The sequence below is a fragment of the Sulfitobacter sp. SH24 genome, from assembly GCF_965641895.1.
Lineage (GTDB): Bacteria > Pseudomonadota > Alphaproteobacteria > Rhodobacterales > Rhodobacteraceae > Sulfitobacter > Sulfitobacter dubius.
In genome coordinates this window covers 146088-165939 of record NZ_CBFFKK010000002.1, presented here as the reverse complement: position 1 = coordinate 165939, position 19852 = coordinate 146088, and the positions used below count along the sequence as shown (strand labels likewise).

The 19852-nt window shown below is 54.9% G+C and carries 13 protein-coding genes and 4 pseudogenes; 12 read left to right on the top strand and 5 right to left on the bottom strand.

What is annotated here, in order from left to right:
* Positions 1-19: 19 nt before the first annotated feature.
* The gene (locus ACSQ16_RS01780; protein ID WP_435988462.1) at positions 20-1321 is read right to left on the bottom strand and encodes a TRAP transporter large permease; all 1302 of its coding nucleotides are present in this window, start codon (positions 1319-1321) and stop codon (positions 20-22) included.
* Positions 1318-1854: a TRAP transporter small permease subunit gene (locus ACSQ16_RS01775; protein WP_435988461.1), complete on the bottom strand. Its 537-nt coding sequence runs from the start codon at positions 1852-1854 to the stop codon at positions 1318-1320. Before ACSQ16_RS01775 ends, ACSQ16_RS01780 begins: the two co-directional genes overlap by 4 nt.
* Before the next feature lie 145 nt (positions 1855-1999).
* On the opposite strand from ACSQ16_RS01775, the gene ACSQ16_RS01770 reads away from it, so the two are divergent.
* The 6 genes from ACSQ16_RS01770 to ACSQ16_RS01745 all read left to right on the top strand — a co-directional run bounded on the left by ACSQ16_RS01770 (position 2000) and on the right by ACSQ16_RS01745 (position 8769).
* Entirely contained in the window at positions 2000-2680 is a 681-nt protein-coding gene (locus ACSQ16_RS01770; protein WP_435988460.1) for a TetR/AcrR family transcriptional regulator, read from the top strand.
* A gap of 13 nt (positions 2681-2693) precedes the next feature.
* Complete coding sequence (locus ACSQ16_RS01765) at positions 2694-3506, top strand: enoyl-CoA hydratase/isomerase family protein (RefSeq protein ID WP_435988459.1); 813 nt, start codon at positions 2694-2696, stop codon at positions 3504-3506.
* The gene (locus tag ACSQ16_RS01760) at positions 3479-4918 is read left to right on the top strand and encodes a class I adenylate-forming enzyme family protein (protein WP_435988458.1); all 1440 of its coding nucleotides are present in this window, start codon (positions 3479-3481) and stop codon (positions 4916-4918) included. The genes ACSQ16_RS01765 and ACSQ16_RS01760 overlap by 28 nt, the downstream gene beginning before the upstream one ends.
* Positions 4915-6162 carry an MFS transporter gene (locus ACSQ16_RS01755; RefSeq protein ID WP_435988457.1) on the top strand — a complete coding sequence of 416 codons (1248 nt, stop codon included), beginning with the start codon at positions 4915-4917 and terminating at the stop codon, positions 6160-6162. Before ACSQ16_RS01760 ends, ACSQ16_RS01755 begins: the two co-directional genes overlap by 4 nt.
* Before the next feature lie 134 nt (positions 6163-6296).
* Positions 6297-7940: an AMP-binding protein gene (locus tag ACSQ16_RS01750; RefSeq protein ID WP_435988456.1), complete on the top strand. Its 1644-nt coding sequence runs from the start codon at positions 6297-6299 to the stop codon at positions 7938-7940.
* Positions 7941-7956: 16 nt separating this feature from the next.
* On the top strand, positions 7957-8769 hold the full coding sequence (locus ACSQ16_RS01745) for an enoyl-CoA hydratase/isomerase family protein (protein WP_394415594.1): 813 nt from the start codon (positions 7957-7959) through the stop codon (positions 8767-8769).
* Positions 8770-9151: 382 nt separating this feature from the next.
* On the opposite strand, the pseudogene ACSQ16_RS01740 reads toward ACSQ16_RS01745, so the two are convergent.
* A pseudogene (locus ACSQ16_RS01740) lies at positions 9152-9391 on the bottom strand (integrase core domain-containing protein); the annotation flags it as partial.
* A gap of 209 nt (positions 9392-9600) precedes the next feature.
* Here ACSQ16_RS01740 and ACSQ16_RS01735 point away from each other — a divergent pair.
* Positions 9601-10892, top strand: a pseudogene (locus ACSQ16_RS01735) (IS110 family transposase).
* A 201-nt stretch (positions 10893-11093) separates the two neighbouring features.
* Here the strand turns inward: ACSQ16_RS01735 and ACSQ16_RS01730 are convergent.
* Positions 11094-11985, bottom strand: a pseudogene (locus ACSQ16_RS01730) (transposase); the annotation flags it as partial.
* Positions 11986-12119: 134 nt separating this feature from the next.
* Between ACSQ16_RS01730 and ACSQ16_RS01725 the strand changes: the two are divergent.
* The 5 genes from ACSQ16_RS01725 to ACSQ16_RS01705 all read left to right on the top strand — a co-directional run bounded on the left by ACSQ16_RS01725 (position 12120) and on the right by ACSQ16_RS01705 (position 19542).
* Positions 12120-13778 carry an amidohydrolase family protein gene (locus ACSQ16_RS01725; RefSeq protein ID WP_435988455.1) on the top strand — a complete coding sequence of 553 codons (1659 nt, stop codon included), beginning with the start codon at positions 12120-12122 and terminating at the stop codon, positions 13776-13778.
* Between the two features lie 23 nt (positions 13779-13801).
* Complete coding sequence (locus ACSQ16_RS01720; RefSeq protein ID WP_435988454.1) at positions 13802-14797, top strand: TRAP transporter substrate-binding protein; 996 nt, start codon at positions 13802-13804, stop codon at positions 14795-14797.
* 80 nt (positions 14798-14877) lie between these two features.
* A complete protein-coding gene (locus ACSQ16_RS01715) occupies positions 14878-15378 on the top strand; it encodes a TRAP transporter small permease (protein WP_435988453.1) in 501 nt (166 codons plus the stop codon).
* Positions 15375-16658: a TRAP transporter large permease gene (locus ACSQ16_RS01710; protein ID WP_067629432.1), complete on the top strand. Its 1284-nt coding sequence runs from the start codon at positions 15375-15377 to the stop codon at positions 16656-16658. The genes ACSQ16_RS01715 and ACSQ16_RS01710 overlap by 4 nt, the downstream gene beginning before the upstream one ends.
* 25 nt (positions 16659-16683) lie before the next feature.
* Complete coding sequence (locus ACSQ16_RS01705) at positions 16684-19542, top strand: FAD-binding and (Fe-S)-binding domain-containing protein (protein WP_435988452.1); 2859 nt, start codon at positions 16684-16686, stop codon at positions 19540-19542.
* Positions 19543-19683: 141 nt separating this feature from the next.
* Here ACSQ16_RS01705 and ACSQ16_RS01700 read toward each other — a convergent pair.
* Positions 19684-19836, bottom strand: a pseudogene (locus ACSQ16_RS01700) (IS3 family transposase); the annotation flags it as partial.
* Between the last annotated feature and the right edge of the window lie 16 nt (positions 19837-19852).

The window sequence follows — 19852 nt, the reverse complement described above, 5'->3', positions numbered from 1 at the left end:
CTGGCTAAGCGGGCCCCGGTCAGTTCATGATCTGTGTTAGCGTTATCAGGATATCGGGAACGGCGAGCAGAAGCGTACCGGTGCCAAGCATGATGCCGAGGAATGGAAGAACCGAACGATAGATCTCAGTGATAGGTGTGTCCGGACTCAGACTTTTGAGGTAAAATAAGTTGTACCCAAAGGGTGGCGTAATATAGCCGATGCAGAGGTTAAGCTGAAAAACCACGCAGAACCAAATTGGGTCAAAGCCAAGCTCGACAACGATCGGATAGAAGATCGGAAGCGTCAGTAGGATGATGCCCACCGGATCTAAGAACATCCCCAGTACAAGTGCAGCCACTTGCATAAGGACGATGAGCATCCAAGGCTCAAGCTCTGACCCGCGCAATAGGTCGACCATGAAAGAAATACCGCCTCCGCTAGAATATACCGAGACGAAAGCCCCCGCCCCGAAGATAATCCACACGACCATTCCAGTGACCGATGCGGTGTCGTAGCTAACAGCTTTAATGAATTTGAAGGTAAGTTCGCCCCGCAGCCAAACGGCAAACAGGACGGCGGCGACGCCAACGCCAGCAGCTTCGGTTGGCGTTGCGATTCCGAGAAAGATCGTAACAAGTACCGAAAGTACAATCAAAAGTGGCAGCAAGACTGATTTTAGGGCCTTTAGCTTTTCCTTGAAAGGCGCCGCGACGTTCGCTGACGGTGCGAGATCGGGACGTAGATTTGCCTTAATTACTACGTAGATGATGAAAGCAATTAGGATAAACAGTCCGGCAATCAGGCCGCCAAAAAACAGTTTTCCTACTGAAAGACCTGTCATCATTCCAATTATGATAAGCGTAATGGATGGCGGTATCAGGATTCCCAGCGTACCCGAAGCGCCAATCGTACCGAGCACGAAGCGGTCATCGTATCCGTGGCGCTTCATAGCGGGAATGCCAACCAACCCAGTGGTGATTGTCGATGCCGAACAGTTACCGGTCATAGCCGAAAGCACGGCTGCAAAACCCGATGTGCCTACAAGGAGCCCTCCATTGAGTCGGCCTGACCAGAGATAGAAGGCTTGATAGAGGTCCTCTGCGATCTTGGATCGCCCAAGGGCAATGCCTATTGCGATGAACATTGGGATCGCTGAAAGAAGAATCGACCACATGTTACCAAACGTGCTTGATACTACGGAATAGATCCCCGGCAGACCGTTCATAATCACTGCAAAGATGACGGCGATACCACCCATTGCGAAAGATAATGACACACCTAGAATAATCGCGATGATCAGGCCGCCGAACATGCCTATGGTAAGGATTTCAGGACTCATGACGATACACTCCCCGCACCGACTTCGGAGGTGTTTTGGTATGTTGATGGAACTGCAACGGTGATTAGAGAGCGGATCAGACCCGCAATTGCCTGAAGCATGATTAGCCCGGTTGCAATTACAAGGATCAACTTCACGGGCCAAAGGGGGTGGGCTAGGGCGCTGTCGTCTTTTTCCTGCCAAAGGAGTGCTTCTTGATAGAACTCCCATCCGGAATAGGTCAGCGCCGATGTCCAGATCAGCAAAAAAACGTAATTAAGGCTATCAAAAACTCCAAGCGTTCGAGGCCCTCGTCCGATCATTAAGATATCGACCCTGACGTGACCGCCGCGCAGTAGTGTGTATGCGCCGATCAAAATAAAATAAGATGCAAAAATCCTCTGTGTGTATCCGTGCGCCCAGACTGTGGGGCTGCCGAAGCCATAACGTGACACGACCTCCCAGACGAGAACTCCAGCACCGAACCAAACAACGAAGCTAACAGTTCGACCGACGAGCAAATTAATCTTTTCGATCAAAAGTAATATTTTCATGGATCCCCCCAACTCAAAACCACAGCATCCTCCATGCTTTGGCCTCGAATTTCATATGTTGACCATGCTTTTCGAAAATAAACCACTTGTCAAATACTAAATTTCCATCCAAATTCGATACAGGAACACGATTTTGGAGTAGATGATGGCAACCGCCAATCGAGCCAGTTCATACAATGTAGCAACACGCGGCAACTTGCTTGACGCTGCGGAGCGCCTTTTTGCTATTAAAGGTTATGAGGTCGTTACTCTTAAAGAGATTGCCGAAGCGGCTGCTGCGAATGTTGGGCAGATTTCCTACCATTTCGGACAGAAAGATGAACTCATTAACGCCGTTATCCTGCGTCGCGCTGGCGTCATAAGTGAAGAGCGTATCCAGCTTCTCGAATCCTATGAACGTCTCGTTGGCCATAGAGGGTGTCAACTTGAACCTATCGTGCGCGCGTTTGTGGATCCCTATTTCGCTAAGCTCAAAAGTGATGATCCCGGCTGGCGATGCTATGCGCTCTTCATTGGACGAAATGTTTGGGATGCCAAACTCGCAGAAGCGATTACGGAAGGGTATAATCCCACTGCCCATCGTTACATAGAAGCCATCCGCCGCGCCGTCCCATCACTTACGGAAGTAGATGGCGTGCGCGCGTTCCAATTTCTCCTTGCCGGCCTCTACGGATCAACAACAAACGACAGTAGAATCAATGGCTTACTAGGCGATTCCGGGCTCGATGTCGACTATGACGGATACCAGGAGACCCTTGTGCCCTATGTGGTCGGCGGCATCAGATCGATCGGCGCAATGCGAGTTTCTGCTGGAACAACACGATAGATAGGGGAAGAGAATGGCATTTGAAACCATAGCGCTGGACCGTCAAGGTCCTGTCTGGGTATTGACCCTAAACAGGCCATCGCGACTGAATGCAATGAGCCAGTCGATGTTGGCCGAACTGGTCGCTGTTTGCGATGAAGCGGAGTCCAGCCCCTCGTGTCGCGTAATTGTGGTCACGGGCGCAGGCAAGGCGTTCACGCCCGGCTTCGACCTACAGGATCAGGCAGCGCAAGCGCCGAAAGGTCGTGACGAATGGGGCCCCGTCCTTCGCCGTGATTTTGACAGTGTAATGCGCTTTTGGACATTGTCAAAACCAACTATTGCCGCTGTAAATGGTCCCGCCCTAGCTGGTGGCTGCGAGCTAGCGATGGCCTGCGACATCACGATCGCCGCGGAAAACGCGTTTTTCGGAGAGCCGGAGGTCAAGTTCGGCGCAGGCATCGTCGTTATGCTTCTGCCTTGGATCGTGGGACCCAAAAAGGCGAAGGAGATTTCATTTCTCGGAAAGGACACTCTGAGTTCGCAAGAGGCCCTATCGATCGGGATGGTGAATGAAGTAGTGCCGGACGATCAGGCGCTGAACGTCGCTATGGCTTACGCGCGTAGAATCGCCGTAGTCGATCCGATGGTGATCCAGCGTACGAAAGCGCAGATTAACGAGACCATGGACATCGCGGGAATGTCGAGGGCATTGGAAAGATCGCTCGAGATAGACTTGGACCTCGAGGCTGAGGGTAGCCCCGACAAGAAGGCGTTTCTCGAAGCTCTGCGTACAGGTGGCTTGAAAGGCGCCTTAGCATGGCGCGACGAGAGGTTCTGCATTTGAGCCAGGCAGCTGAAACGCAAGACTTCTATGAAGCTATCATGTGCGCCCGCAGTGGCGGAATTCACGATGATACTGGCTTCTTAGAAATGGCCGAGTTGCAAGCTCAAGTCGTCCGCCTCACGCGCGATTTAGAAAGGCGCGATGCCAAATGCGGAGAACCTATCTTAATCGCGATTTGCGGCAATGCGAATGATGTCGTCGGAATACTTGCCGTCATAGGGGCCGGTGCAGTAGCAGTGCCTATCCATCACAAGTCTCACGCCGATTACACTGATCATGTTCGGAAAATCACCGGTGCGCGATTTTATCTTGATGCGTCGGATCCGGAGAGAGCGCGCGAACCACGCATAAAACAGATTTCCAATCGGTCGCCCTCGTATCATTCCCTACTTGATGGTGCCGCCTTCGTGACCTTCACGTCTGGCTCAACAGGAACCCCCAAAGGTGTCGTTCTGGCGCGCGGGCGTGTGTCGGCGAAGTACCACGCTATCCGCACTGCCATTGATCTGCAGTCCGCGCCCGTCGCGCTTGTTCCGCTGCAACTGCTTTTCAGCTTCGGACAATGGGCCACGTTCCTACCTCTGATGTCGGGAGGTACAATTCACATGACGGGCCGATATAGTCCGCATTGGGTGGGACAAAAACTCGAAACATCCGAGATTAATTACCTAGCAGCCGTCCCAACTATGTTACGCATGTTGGCAGGCTCGGCCATTTCGGAACAGTCCTTTCAAGTGCTAACGGGCGGCGAAGCTGTCGGCAGCCGCCTACGACAAACGCTGTTCGAATCTTGGCCGCACGCCACAATCAATAGCATCTATGGCCTGACCGAAACTGGCACATGTGACCTGTTCCGTCGGGATCAGGCTCCCGATAACGGCGGCAACAGCCTCGGATTTCCTTCTCCAAACGTCGAGGTGGCAATCGATCCTGAAAACCGCGAACTACTCATCAGAAGCCCTTACAATATGCTCGGCTATCTGGAGATGCCCGAGCTCTCTGCGGAAACTCTCTGCGAAGGATGGATACATACCGGCGATCAAGCGGAAATCCTTCCGACCGGAGAGGTTGTGTTGGTTGGGCGTATCAAAGAGCTCATCAACAGGGGCGGCAATAAGGTTTCGCCGCTTGAAGTCGAAACCACGTTTCAGCAACACCCGAATGTGTCCGCCGCACTGGCGACAGCCGTGCCCGACAAACGATTTGGTGAGGCGATTCATTTGCTAATCGTTCCTACCGAAGCAACAGAGATAACCACTTCAGAGCTGATGGACTGGGCTACACCTCGCTTGGAAAGGTTCAAACTGCCGGATGTCATCCACTTCGGAAAAGAGTTGCCGTTGGGGAATACCGGAAAGTCGGACCGAAGCGCTTTGGGGCGACTAATTTTGGAGCAAGGGCGGGCGGAATGATAAACGCCACAACATCTCTAGGACGTATCATATCTAATGTTGGCATACTGATCTTCGCCGAAATTGGCGCGATGTCGCTTTGGTTCGTATCCAACGCGATCATGCCGGAATTGACAGCGGGGACAAACCTCGAGCCTTGGCGGATCGGATTGCTCTCTGCAGCCGTTCAGATCGGTTTTGTCGTGGGCGCACTCGGGCTCGCAGCATTTGGGATACCCGACAGGTTCGACCCCCGCCGTGTTTTTGCTATTGGGGCGACTTTGGCCGCGATCTCAACTGCCGCGCTCGCCTTCGCCGCGCCTGCTGGGAACACGCAAATCGCCCTACGCTTTGCAACCGGCCTCTGTCTCGCCAGCGTGTACCCGGTTGGGATGCAACTGGCGGTCAGTTGGACGGAGAAGCGGCGAGGCCTTCTTGTCGGTCTGCTAGTAGGCGCCCTGACGCTGGGCTCCGCAATGCCTCACGGTTTGGCGTTGCTCGGCGGGGCCGATTGGCGGTTTACTGTGGCACTCGCCAGTGCGCTCGCTCTCGGCGCTGCCGGTCTCATCCTGATGATGAAACTCGGGCCGTATTATACCAGAACACCTGCTTTTTCAGTCCGCGACTTAACCCTTGCCTGGACCCTACGTCCGGTTCGATTGGCATTTGCTGGATACCTTGCTCATATGTGGGAACTCTATGCCTTCTGGGCCTGGATTGCCACAGCACTCTTAGTGTCTTTTCAGGAGCGTGGCATCGCGAGCGCGCCGGATATGGCACGACTTGCCACTTTTATCGCGATTTCAATTGGGGGGATTTTCTGCATCCCGACCGGAGCTCTTGCCGACAGGTTTGGCAAAGCAAAGATTGCGGGTGCCACGATGGGGCTCAGTGCTTCATTCGCCTTTTTCACCGCCCTGAGTTTCCATTATTCCCCCGAATTGACCGTCATATTTGCTATCCTGTGGGGAATTTTCATCATCCCCGATAGTGCCCTTTTTTCCGCGCTTGTCGCAGATGCTGCGCCGGCGGGAAAATCTGGCAGTCTGATGACACTACAGACAGCGCTCGGTTTTCTTATCACCGTTTTAACGATTCAGATGGCCCCCATTTTAGCCGCTTCGTTCAGTTGGCCCGCAGCTCTCGCAATCTTTGGCGTCGGACCTCTCGTAGGAATCGAAGCGATGCGCCGACTGGATCGGCTTTTGCTCCAATCCAATCGTAAATCGAGGCTAGCCACCTTAGAGGAGGAACTTCCGATATGACGGATCACTACGATGCATCCGTGATCAAGCTACCAAACGATCACCCTCCCGCAAAACTGCTGCCGAAAGCACTACAAGGCGTCTGCTTACGGGCAACAAAAAAGTCGATTTTTGGGTAGTAGGGGGAAATTAAGATGAAAAGTACTATGCAGAGGGGAGACCTCGGTGTCGCCCGTGCCTTAAGACATGCCATAAAGACAGGTGCGGACACGCCTGTAACATACCAATCTTCAGCCGGTGCGATATTCGATTCACTGCGGTCCTGCGCAGAACGCGCAGCGCGGTTGGGTGTAGCACTGCGAAGTTTCGGACTTGCTCCCGGTACACCCGTTGCCACTTTCTGTGGAACGACCAGAGAACATTTTGAGGCGTTTCTCGGTGTTCCTGCCTATGGGTTTGTATTGCACCCACTCAACATTCGCATGTCGGATGAGGACCTCGCTCGGATAGTCGCGGAAACTAAAGACGAAGTCCTTATTCTCGATTCCGAACTAGCCGAGAGGTTCGCCACACTCGCTCCGAATCTGACGTCGAGCGATCTGCGTCTCATATTAGTCACCGGCAACCAGGATGTTAGTTTCGTAGGTCTCGAACATGTGCAGGTCTTAGACTATCAGCAGTTCTTCTCCGATTTCAAAACTCCAGAACCTTCAGATATTACTGACGTGCCAGAAGACATGGCGGCCACGATCTGTCACACTGGTGGAACAACAGGAAGGCCGAAAGCGGTGGCGTATTCGCATCGCTCGATCTGGCTGCAGGCTCTTAATCTCTGTCTTGCAGATACACTTGGACTATGCCGAGCCGACAGGGCTCTATTGGCCGTCCCCTTCTATCATGTGAACGGGTGGGGGCTACCCTATGCCTGTGTCATCTCCGGGGCGGGACTGGTCTTGCCTGGCAGCTCATTCAGACCCGGAGTGCTGTGTGAACTGATCAACAGGGCATCAGTCACGATCGCCGCGGGCGTGCCTACCATCTGGACGGACCTTCTTGGACACCTGGATGCGCCGGAAACCCAGCTTGCCGCCGGGCTAAAGCGTATTGCCACCGGAGGCGCTGCAGTTCCTGTGCCACTATCACGAGCGCTGGCAGCACTCGATATCACGCCAGTTCAAGCTTGGGGCATGACCGAAACCTCTTCCATGTCGGCAATCGGCCAGGTTGAGGTCGCAACACATAGCCCAATAGGACGACCGGTGCCGGGGCTCGAGTTACGCACCATTGACGATAAAGGCGTTCCTCTGATGCCGGGAGCGTCGTTGCCTGGTGAAGTACAAGTACGCGGCCCCACGGTAATCTCGCATTATCTTGAAGCTGGCGCCGAAGCGGCGGCACCAGATGGCTGGGTGTCGACCGGCGATATCGGTACGATCGATGCATCGGGCGCACTAACCCTGACGGACCGGCTGAAGGACGCCATTAAATCAGGCGGTGAATGGATACCGGCAGCTGCGCTCGAAAACGCTATCTGCGAAGTCAACTGGGTTCGCGATGTCGCCGTAATTGCGCAACATGACGAACGTTTTCAAGAGCGCCCATTTGGCGTTCTGGTTGTCAGCTCAACGGAGGCGGTCGATCTGGCTGCATTACGTGCGCATCTACAAGCTGTAGTACCTTCATGGTGGATACCCAAAGCATGGAGCATTTTGCCCGCTTTGCCGCGCACAACACTTGGAAAACCGGACAAACGTGAGCTTCGGGAGAGGTTGATAAAGGGCAAGTTGCAGAGCGTCCACCTCACCCAAGCCAAAAACCTCAACGAACCACAATCTTGAACCAAAGGAGAAAACTATGAGTGTAGTCGAAACAAAGATCGCAGAGGGCATCGGCTGGATCACCCTGAACCGGCCCCGCAAGCTCAATGCACTCGCAGCAGAAGTCGTTGCTGCGGCCCGCGAAGCTGTAGAGGCTATGGAAAAAAATGACGAAGTAAAGGTCATCGTTCTGCGCGGCGCAGAGAATAACTTCTCAGTCGGCTACGATATCGCGCAAGAGGTAGAAATGGGGCTGTCCCGTCCCGAAGATTGGCACGCCGCGCTTACTAATAATGTTGGCCTTAGCATGGCTGTGTTTTCCTGTACAAAGCCGACGATTGGGGCCGTTGACGGATGGTGTTTGGCCGGGGCATGCGAACTCGCTATGGCATGCGATATGATCATTGCAACAGATCGAGCAAAGTTTGGCGAACCGGAAATCCGCTTCGGTTCCGGTCCGGTTACGCTTCTGATGCCATTCATTCTTGGTCAGAAAAAAACTATGGAGCTTTTACTGACTGGAGACACCGTAGATGCCCAAACCGCGCTTGAAATTGGGCTTATCAATCGTGTGGTAGCCCCAGAAGACCTCGAACAGACAGTCTCCACGCTAGCTCAGAAAATCGCGCTGACCCCCTTAGTAGTACTGCGTTTGACAAAAACAGCCCTCGTCCGGGCTTATGAGGCCATGGGTCTTCGCAATGCCGTGAACGTAAACCTGGATATTGCAGCAACCCTGAACGCAGCGGAGGCTCCGGAAAAGGCTCAGTTTCAAGAGCTTGTGCGCACCGAAGGTCTTCGTGCAGCACTGAATTTTCGAGACGAGCGTTATGGGGCGCTAACAGCCTAAAATATCTGATCTCGATAAACCTACTCAGTCTTCTGTGTCCGGCTTTCAGCTGGGCACAGCACATGAAACTTTCGCGCTAATCACAGACCTTGGGAAGGTTCGGTTTGTGAGGTCGAGCATGCCGCGCAAATCTGTAACTGACACGTTTTGTCACCGGCGATAACGACCGTTTTTTTGCCAGAGACGGATAGCGCTCCCCTCCTAAGGGGGAAGGTCCGCCCTACGTATCACGAGCCGTCGTTATGCGTACACACCTGCATCTACTGCTGCGAGATAATCGAGAACCTGCTGCACCTCATAGTCATTCACGAGCTGCATTGCAGTCAGACGTTCAAGCCCCGGGGGTAATCCCCCCATTTTTAATGGGGTCCAGCCGTAGAATTCAGGCGGCTTTTTTCAGTTTCGTGGCGGGTGTCATGCCGCCGATACCCATGTTGGGTCGCTCGTTGTTGTAAGTCCAGAGCCATTCAGTTGCTTGGTCTTGTGCCTCCTCGATGGTTACGAAGATGTATTGCCCAAGCCATTCGTCGCGAACGGTGCGGTTGTAGCGTTCAATGTAGGCATTTTGTTGTGGCTTGCCTGGCTGGATGTATTCCAGTCGACCATTGCGTTTTTCGGCCCATTCCATCCGCTGCCGGGCAGTCGATACGAAGTATCGATGAGAGGGAGCTTACCACTAATATATTCTGGGCCATAACACCTTCGGAATGATGCTGATTAAGAGGCTATGACTGCCTGCGCAGCCCCCCAAATTGCGCAGCAGGTGGTCATAGCCGTGCCTCAGGTCCCTACAGTGGTTTTGCACTAACCACACTGCAAAGGAGACCGACTATGACCGAGACCAGCATTGCACAGAACGCGATCATTTTGGTGGCGATCGATATCGCGAAAGCGCGTCATGAAGTTTTGATTGCCATTCCTGGCAAGAAACGACGCCGTAGATTGACGGTTCTTAACCAACGGGACGACTTCAAGCGCTTGATCGCTTTATTGGCCAGTTACGGCTTCCCGGTCCAGGTGGCGTTTGAGGCCACGGGCAATTACCATCGCGCCATAGCTTATCATCTGGCTGCAGCAGGCTTTGAGATGAAGTTGGTATCTTCAGTGTCCTTGGCCCGCACCCGCGAAGCCCTACACAATAGCTGGGACAAAAATGATCCCAAGGACGCCCAAGTCATCCTCCACATGATGGAGATCGGGAACACCCAGTTATATTACGACCCATTGGCCTGCGGCACCAATGACATCCAAGAGCTGTCAAAAACCCATGACATTGTATCCAAGTCGAAGACCGAGCTTTGGCACCGCATCCTGACGCATTATCTGCCACTGTACTTTCCCGAGGCAGACCGGTTTCATCGCAGTTCGCGCGGTGACTGGTTCTTTGCCTTTCTGGAACGTTATCCGTCGCCCCACTTGATCTCAGCGATGGATAGGGCGGCGTTCATCACTGAGGCTTGGGACGTCGTGGGTCGCAAAGTTGCCAAAGAGCGTTTACTTACAGATATCTACGAGACCGCCAAAACATCTGTAGGCCTGCCCGTTGGTCCACATTCTGACGCCGTCAGTATGTTCCGCTTGGTTCTTGGAGAAGGGCGCGGTCTGATCGCGCAGCGCAATCAGATTGAAGCCCGCGCCGTCGAACTGCTCCAAGATTTACCTGATTACCAACTGCTGACATCTGTCCCAGGGATCGGCCCGATCAATGCCCTGACCATTCTGGCCGAGGCTGGTGATCTTCGCCGTTTCAACCATCACCGTCAGTTCTTGAAGTTTTGTGGCATGGACCTCGCCACCATCCAATCGGGCACCTTCCGCGGTCAGACCAAGCTCTCAAAATACGGCAACGCACGTTTGCGCCGAACCCTGTGGATGGCCGGGCAAGTCGCCATTCTCCAAAAAACGAACAGCTTCCGTGACAAGTTCGAGCGCTACATCGCCAAAGATCGTCATAACACCCATTTGCGCCGCAAAGCGTACACAGCAATCGCCGCCAAGATGGCCCGAACCGTACACGGGATCATAAAAAGCGGTGAACCATATCGCCCCTTCTTTGAGGGGTGATCAGCAGCAGTAGGACCTTTCTCTGTAAGGGCCGTGGAGGCAGACATCTGACCTCGTAGATAATGTTTAGGCCTTCTGCTCAACGACCGAAGATCTCGTCTTAAGGACGGTGAGAGCCGCAACAGCGTACTCTGTGTTTGTTATGGGAGAGACAGTTCGTTGACCAAAACGCCAAACTGGGCCATGCTTCAAACGTGTCGAGACATCTCGATGCGACAATAACCTGATGCCAAATCAGCCAATCATTCCGCGCATAGGACGTTATCGATGCGAATTGTCTGCGGTTGACCGCGCCATTCGATGATCGGGTTTAAGCTTCTGACCACTCTCTCTGCGGGCAGCGAGAAGTCCACTTCGATGCATAGGCCCTCACGATTGAAGTCATCCAGCACGTTCAATGTCCTGATCGAGTGCCCATCTGCCAGCTGATCCGCCATGAAATCCCCTCTCACACATGCAGGCATGTGTTGCCGGGCAGTGATCGACCATGTCTCATTGGGCTTATCAGGCACAGACAGGGGATCCGGCTTGTCCCGCTTCAAGAGTTTCTTGGGCTTGATACGCAGGTTTAGCTCCAGTTCACAGTAGATCCGATAGACCCGCTTGTGGTTCCAACCGTAGCCCTGGACGTTGCGCAGATACAGAAAGCACAGGCCGAAGCCCCAGGTCCGCTTATTTGCTGTTAGACGTTCCAGCCAATCGGCGATCTCTTCATTCTCATTGCTCATAGCGGGGCTGTAGCTATAGCAAGTCTCGCTGATCTCGAACGCCCGGTACGCCGACGCGATGCTTACGCCGTGTCGTGCGACCGCATTCCTGGCCATCCGTTGACCGGCAGGGCATTGCGCAGCAATGTCCCGGGAGGTTCTCGTCGCAGAGACGGCCTTAACGCTTTTTTCCAAGGGCTTCCTTCAGCAGATCATTTTGCATGCTCATCTCGGCATACATGCGCTTCAGACGCCGGTTCTGTTCGGCCATGTCTTTCATCTCAGATATCAGTGAAGCATCCATGCCGCCAAACTTGGCACGCCACCTATAGAAACTGGCGCTGCTCATGCCATGCTCACGGCACAGCTCAGAGACCGGCACACCGCCCTCCGCCTGCTTCAACACTACCATGATTTGCGCGTCGCTGTATCGTCCGTTCTTCATCGTAAATCTCCTCAGATATCTTGCCGAGAAAATTCTACTTTTGAACACCGCTAATTTTGGGGGGGGATTACCATATCACCACTAAGTCGCCTGTAGTCAGTTGTCAGACAACTTACCTTTGGTTACCATGATTAATGGAGAGATTCGCTATGCCAAAAAAACCATCAATTATACCTATACGCTCCGTAGGCCGCCGCCGGGTTTCGGACGACATCGCAGAGCAGCTGTCCACAATGATCATCGGTGGACGCTTGCCTGTGGGCGCCAAGCTGCCGACTGAAGCAGAACTGGTGCGAGACTTTGGCGCCGGGCGAAGCGCCGTGCGCGAAGCAATTGCACAATTACGTGAGGCGGGATTGGTCGAAAGTCGCCACGGCGTCGGTGCATTCGTCTGCTCGCCGGTGGCCGCCACGGGATTTAAGATTGACCCGAAAACACTTTCTTCTCTCGCTCACCTGCGTCAGTTGCTTGAGCTTAGGATGGAGATCGAAGTGGGAGGCGCGTCAATGGCTGCGCGTCGTCGCACACTGACTCAGCTGCAAAAAATCGAAATCGCTCTTGCGGACGTGAAAGAAGCGCTCGCTCAGGGCGCGGCCGCTTTGCCGGAGCAACGCGCCTTTCATCAAGCTGTAGCCGTGGCGACGAACAACCCCTATTTCCGCGACCTTTTGCAGTTCCTCTACGAGCGCATCGACGCGGGTATTGCGGAAGATCTCGCCAATTCCGTTCTCAGAGGCGATGGCCCTCAATGTATAGGGCGTGAGTTGAACATTGTTTTCGAAGCGATCCGTATCGGAGATCCAGATAAAGCGCGCCGTGCGGCGTGGAACCATTTGCTGCGCACAGCCGACCGGCTTGGATTGCGTGGCTTGCAAGGCTGGGAGGAAAGCCGGATGACCTCATTGGGGGAAGTCAAAATACCATTCTGTGAAGCGGCAGATCTCGAGCCCTATGCGCCGCAGTTCACCCCGCCACCGGGAGCTACGGACTGTCACGCACATATCTTTGGGCCAGATGCAAAATATCCCTATACCCCGCATCGGACTTATACCCCGCCTGAAGCCAGCGAGGAACAATATTTCCATATGCTCGACAGACTTGGCCTCTCGCGCGGCGTCATCGTGCAGCCTTCGGTGTATGGGCAGGATAATCGCTGCACCTTGGATGTTGTACGCAGGCATCCCGACCGGCTGCGCGCCGTCGTCGTTGTCGATGAGAGTGTTTCAGAAAAAGAGCTTGAGCAGATGCATGATGCTGGGGCTCGAGGGGTACGGCTCAATCTTCTGTTCCGTTCCGGCGTCGAAGTGTCCGACGTGCGCCGGATCGCAGACAAGATCGCGGCTTTGGGCTGGCATCTGCAAATGCTCATTGACGTCTCTGAATTCGCGGACATCCGAGACACGTTGGGTCGGCTGCCCGTGGAAACGGTGTTTGACCATCTGGGTCACATGCCCACTTCCGCTGGCACAAACCACCCGGGCTTTCAGGAGATGCTATCGCTTGTAGCCGATGGGAAGTCTTGGGTGAAATTGTCGGGCAGCTACCGAATTACTGGCGAGAATGAGACGCCTTATTCCGACATCGCCCCGTTTGCCCGCGAGATCATTCGTGCGAACCCAGAGAGGGTTCTTTGGGCTACGGATTGGCCGCATCCATACATCAACGTCGACATGCCGAATGACGGCGCATTGCTCAATATGCTTGACGATTGGGCCCCGGATGCTGCCACGCGGGACCGCATCCTCGCGGATAACCCGGCGCGGCTCTACGGCTTCGACACGACGCAAATTTGATCATCTTTAGGGAGGAAACCACGATGATGACTCTAAGAAAAACTGCCATTGCTACGCTCTCCGCTGCCTTTCTGAGCGCGGCTGCCTTGCCCGCAACCGCAGCGGACACGTTGCGTGTTGGCTGGACGACATCCGACAGCGCCCAAGATCCCTATGCAATCATGGCGCACAACTTGAAGGCCGAGCTGGAAGAGCGTCTGCCAGGCAAGTTCGGCGTGCAGATGTTCCCTAACAATCAGTTGGGTGACGAGAAACAGATGCTCGAAGGTCTGCAATATGGCACGCTTGACGTCGGCATTATAACCAATGCTACGATTGCCAACCTCGATCCGGTGTTTCAGCTCAACGATATGCCATTCCTTTTTGCAGATGAGTCCCAAGCTCACAGCGTTCTGGACGGCGAAATTGGCCAAGAAATGCTCAGCAAGCTTTCAAGCAAAGGCATGATTGGCCTTGGTTTCGCGGAGGGGGGCTTCCGCCACATGATCAACAATACCCGACCAGTCGCGGCGCCAAATGACGTTGAGGGTGTGAAATTTCGCACGATGCAGAACCCTGTCTTCATCGGCATGTTCTCCTCATTGGGCGGCAACCCGACCCCGATGGCATGGTCGGAAACCTTCACCGCGGCGCAGCAAGGTACCATTGATGGGCTTGAGATACCGCTGGCGGTGATCGCTGCGAATAACTACCCTGAGGTCACGAAGTACCTATCGCTGACGAAGCATACCTATTCCGCGCTTGGTATCATCGTGTCAGAGCGGACTTTCGGCAAACTTTCCGAAGAAGAGCAGGCTGCATTCAAGGCAGCCACATCGGCCGCAATCGAAAAACAGCGCACTCAGGTCGCCGAAGCCTCTGCTGCATTGATTGAGCAATTGAAGGCGGCCGGCATGACCGTCAACGATATCGAAGACCCCGCGGCATTCCGCAAAGAGGTTCTCCCAGTCTATGACGAGTTCAAAGGCGCGATCGGCGAAGATCTCTTCGACAAGGCACTGGCGGCCGTTCAAGGCTAAGTCGTTCGGCCAGCGCCTCGCAGAGTCGCGGGGCGCTGAAACCGCACTCCATTACAAACAGCATGACGCGAGGGCCAAGCATGATTCATTTGCTCGACAGACTGTCTTACTGGACGGCGCGGGCCACCAACTGGGTGGTTATTGCGATGGCCGTGGTCATGATGTCCGCCCTCATCATGCAAGTATTCTCACGCTACGTGCTGGGCTCATCACTTGTCTGGTCGGAAGAGCTGGCCCTGATGCTGTTTACATGGACAACCCTTCTGGCCGCTACCAGTGTTCTGCGCGATATGGCACATGTGCGATTGGATGTGCTCATTTCCTATTTACCGCATGGCATTAAGGCGGTTTGGAACCGTCTGATTAGCCTCGTCATCCTGTTCTTTTGCATCGCGCTTGCCGCATCGGGATACGAATACACTGTCAGCACCGTGGGGCAGGTGTCGGCTGCAATGCGGCTGCCCATCGAGGTCCTCCATCTTGCCGCCCCCGTTTGTGGGCTTCTGGGGGCGCTGCATGCACTGGCCCGCTTATTCAAGCCGGTCGAAGAGACCAGTACGCCCAAGGAGATCATCGGATGAGTGCCGTTGCCATTGCCATTCTCGCGACTTTCCTCATCTCCATGTTTGGAGGGGTGCCGATTGCGTTCGGCCTCGGCATCGCTTCGGTTTTGGGGCTCTACATGGCGGATTTCCCGCTGGTGATTCTTGCACAACGTTTGATCGCAGGGACCCAAAGCTTTTCGATCCTCGCGATCCCGGGGTTCATTCTCGCCGGTGATTTAATGATGCATGGCGGTCTCTCGCGACGTTTGGTCAAGTTCTGCCAGTCCCTCGTCCAGCACGTAACGGGCGGTCTTGGCATGGTCACCGTTCTATCGGCAACCTTTTTCGCAGCGATCTCAGGCTCGGCGCCCGCAACTACCGCCACGATCGGCGGGATCATGATCCCAGAGATGGAGCAGCGTGGATGGAAACGTGATTTTTCTGCCGCGCTCTCCGCCGCTTCTGGGCCAATCGGCCAGATGATCCCGCCTTCTATCCCGATGATCATCTGGGGGGTGGTGGCAGAAGAGTCGATTAACCAGCTTTTCCTTGCAGGGATCATCCCTGGTCTCCTAATCGCTCTCGGCTTGATGCTGGTATGCTGGATTGTCGCACGCCGCAGCCCAAATATCCCTCGCGAACGACGCGCGACACGGAAAGAGCTGGGGCAAAGCCTTTGGGACGGGAAATGGTCTCTTCTCGCGCCGGTAGTTATTTTGGGCGGCATCTATGGGTCTGTATTCACCCCAACTGAAGCTTCGGCCATCGCCGTATTCTATGCGCTCATCGTCGGACTTTTTATCCATCGCGAAATCAAGTTCGCCGAGTTGCCGGCCATCATCATAGCTGCGATGCGGACCTCCGCCATTGTCTGTTTCATCATCGCCATTGCCTCCGCGTTCGGCTGGCTCGTGGCGATCGAACAATTGCCTTCAGCAATCGCAAACGGAATCATGTCGATCTCGACCAATCCGATCGTCATCTTGCTAATTCTAAATTTGTTTCTGCTGTTCATCGGTGCGATCATGGATAATATCGCGGCGATGATCATACTTGGGACCACCTTGTCCTCCATCGGTGCCCAATTGGGTCTTGATCCGATCCATCTGGGCGCAATGGTGGTCATCAATCTTGCGATCGGGATGGCGACGCCACCCTTTGGATACTCACTCTTTGTCGCGTCAGCCATCAGCAACCAGTCGATTGAACGGTTGAGCCTTGCACTGTGGCCAATGCTATTGGTGTCCTTCGTGGTGCTGATGCTGGTGACATATGTGCCGACGGTGACCTTGTTATTGCCCTCCTTTATCCGCTGAGCCCCCAGCCCCAAAGGATGAAGCCATGACGCAGAACCCGGCAGTCACCTCCTTTCTACAGGCGCTATCCAGTCTTGGATTTTCAGGCCAGATGCGACCGGGTCGCGCCGCCCGCGTGGTCAATGCGACGGACAACTCGATCTACTACCGCGAACCGGCCTGCGTGGTGGAGCCGCGCAGCAAAACAGATATCCAGGCCGCAGTGACCGCTGCAACCCGCGCGGGCCTGTCACTTACCCCCCGCGGAGGCGGCACGGGCACCAACGGACAGTCGCTTGCCGAGGGCGTCATCCTTGATACCTCCCGTTTCATGAATTGCATCGTGAGCTTTGACGCCGACGCAGGCGTGGTCCGAGTGCAGCCGGGTGTGGTCCTGGACCAGTTAAATGCCTTTTTGAGGCCGCTTGGGTATTTTTTTCCACCTGCCGTCTCAACCGGCTCGCGCGCGACCCTTGGCGGAATGGTAGCCACCGACGCCTCAGGCAAAGGCTCACGCAAACTTGGAAGAACCTCCGACTACTTGCTTTCCGCCGAAGTGGTTTTGGCGAACGGAAGTCTTGCAGAAATTGGTGATGTCGCTCCAGAGGTAAATGGACCTCCCGGGCCTGTCTGCGATGTCGTCGACCTTCTGCGCGGCGCGCTACCGCAATGCTCCACGCAAATTGAGCGGGTCTTTCCGGTGATGAACCGAGGTCTGACCGGCTATAATCTTGACGAGGTACGAGGCACGGACGGGACTCTCCGTTTGGCCAAGTTGATCTCTGGATCCGAAGGCACGTTGGCGATCACCGCGGAACTGTCGCTTAATGTGGCACCGTTGCCGGAATGCAGGGGCATGGCGATTATCGGATACACCGACAGCTTAAATGCTCTCGGCGCCGTGCCCGGATTATTGGCGGCAGATCCACAGGCTATCGAATTTCTCGATGATGTTACTGTTGAGCTCGGCAAGACCACCCCCGCGTGGCCAATACTGGAGCCGGTTTTGGGCGAAAAGCTTGCTCGCAGCGGCGGCTATCTCTTTGCCGAGATCGCAGGAGAGAGCACTGAGGTAGTCGACCGACAACTCGCAGCTATCGAACAACTTGCCCGTCAGGAGGACGCAAATGGCGTGATCGCTACGCGGGACGAGAGGACCATGGATGCCCTGAACGGTCTCCGTAAGGATGCTGTCGGCTTAATGGGCAAAGGCAAAGGCCGCCTGAAAGGCACAGCATTCGTCGAGGATGCTGCTGTGCCACCAGAGAATCTTGTCGCCTTCGTGCGTGGGTTTCGCGATATTCTCGATGCGCATCAGCTGGAGTACGGCATGTATGGCCATGCGGACGTCGGATGCGTCCATGTACGCCCGCTAATGGACATGCGCCTACCAGAACATCGTGCCAAAATTCGCCCGATTTCCGACGCAGTGGCACTTTTGGCGCAGGAACAGGGTGGCCTTATCTGGGGCGAGCACGGCAAGGGGTTCCGGGGAGAATATGTTGCGCAATACTTCGGCCCTGCGCTTTTCGACCTGTTGCGCCAGATTAAGGCGGCCTTTGATCCTGACAATGTCCTTAATTCGGGGAAACTCGTGACCGCTGCAGGCACGTCGCTGCAAGTGGAGCCCATCGACACGATCCCCTTCCGAGGCGCGCGCGATCAGTTGATCGAAGAACGCTCGGCTTACGCCAAGGCGAGTGACTGCAATGGCAACGGCGTCTGTTTCCACTGGGATGCGGCGCAAGAGATGTGCCCATCTTACAAAGCGACACGCGATCGGGTTCAATCGCCGAAAGGACGCGCTGCATTGTTCCGTGACTGGCTACTTGCGCGCGAGACGGGTGGCGAGGTGATGGAGGCAGAGGAGAACTTGGCACAATCTCTCGAGACCTGTCTCTCCTGCAAGGCCTGCACCTCGCAATGTCCTGTAAGGGTCGATATTCCTACGATGAAGGCCTTGTTTTTGGCGGAAACGCAAGGTCATCAACGCAGCCTGAGAGATCGCTTGGTCCGCCGAATGGAAGCCTTAACAATCCTTGCCGCCCAAGTGCCACTTCTCGCTAACATTGGTCTTTCCGCAGGGCCACTTTTGATGTCCCGGGTCTTTAAGCTTGTCGACCTACCTCGTTTCGACCGCACCGGCCTGCATGGACACATGCGCGCCGCAGGATCACAACTGCTCAAGCCGGGTCAGCCTATACCAGGACACATCAACAAAGACCGGGCCGTGATCCTGCTATGTGACAGCTTCCTCGGCCCCTTCGACCCAGCGGTGTTGGCAGCAGCCGCTCGGGTCCTGACCCGCATGGGTTTTGCAGTGCTACACACCCCGATCCTGCGCAACGGCAAGGCAGCACAAATCCGCGGTTATCTCAAAGACTTTGATCTCACCAGAGCACATGCGGCTGCGACGCTCAACCAATTATCGGCGACCGGCTTGCCTCTTATCAATTTGGAACCGGCCGTCTCCATGCACTACCGGCAAGATATTCCTGCGCCACCCGCAGGCTCTGAGCCGGTCCCGATCGATCGCTTCTTAGTAAGATACAAACGGTATCTTCCCCAGGGCTTCCCCGGGGATTTCGAAATGATCGGCCATTGCACCGAAACGTCAGCTGATCCCGAAAGCTTGGGACGATGGGAAGACATATTCTCTGCTGCGGGACTTTCCCTCAAGACCCGACGGGCCGGATGTTGCGGCATGGCTGGACTTTTCGGCCATGAAGCCGAGCACCGCGAGATGTCGCGCGAAATTTTTGGTTTGAGCTGGGCGGAGCGCGTCGCTGAGGCCCAAGGGGCGTTGTTGGCAACGGGGTTCTCATGCAGATCTCAGGCAAAACGCTTTGCGGGAATTTCTCTGCAGCATCCTGTGCAAGCTCTTGAGAGAGCACTTGATACATAGAGCTGCAGGATCGCTGAGTTGGATCTGCCGCTTCATAGCCTCTCGGTACAGGCACATGGGTGACGATCCGCTGTGGGCCGGTCTGTTGATTGTCACTGAGAACTGATGGGGTGGGGGTGCGGACAAAAACTTGGACTGTTTTCACGGCATAAGGCCGAGGCTTTTACGGTACTCGATTGGGCTTCTTTCACCAAGGGACATCTTGACGCGCGTTTCGTTATACCAATGGATGTAGGCACCAACCTCGTCAATAAACTGGGCCACGGTGAAGACTCGCCAGTCACGAGGATAGAAGAACTAAATTTTTCCG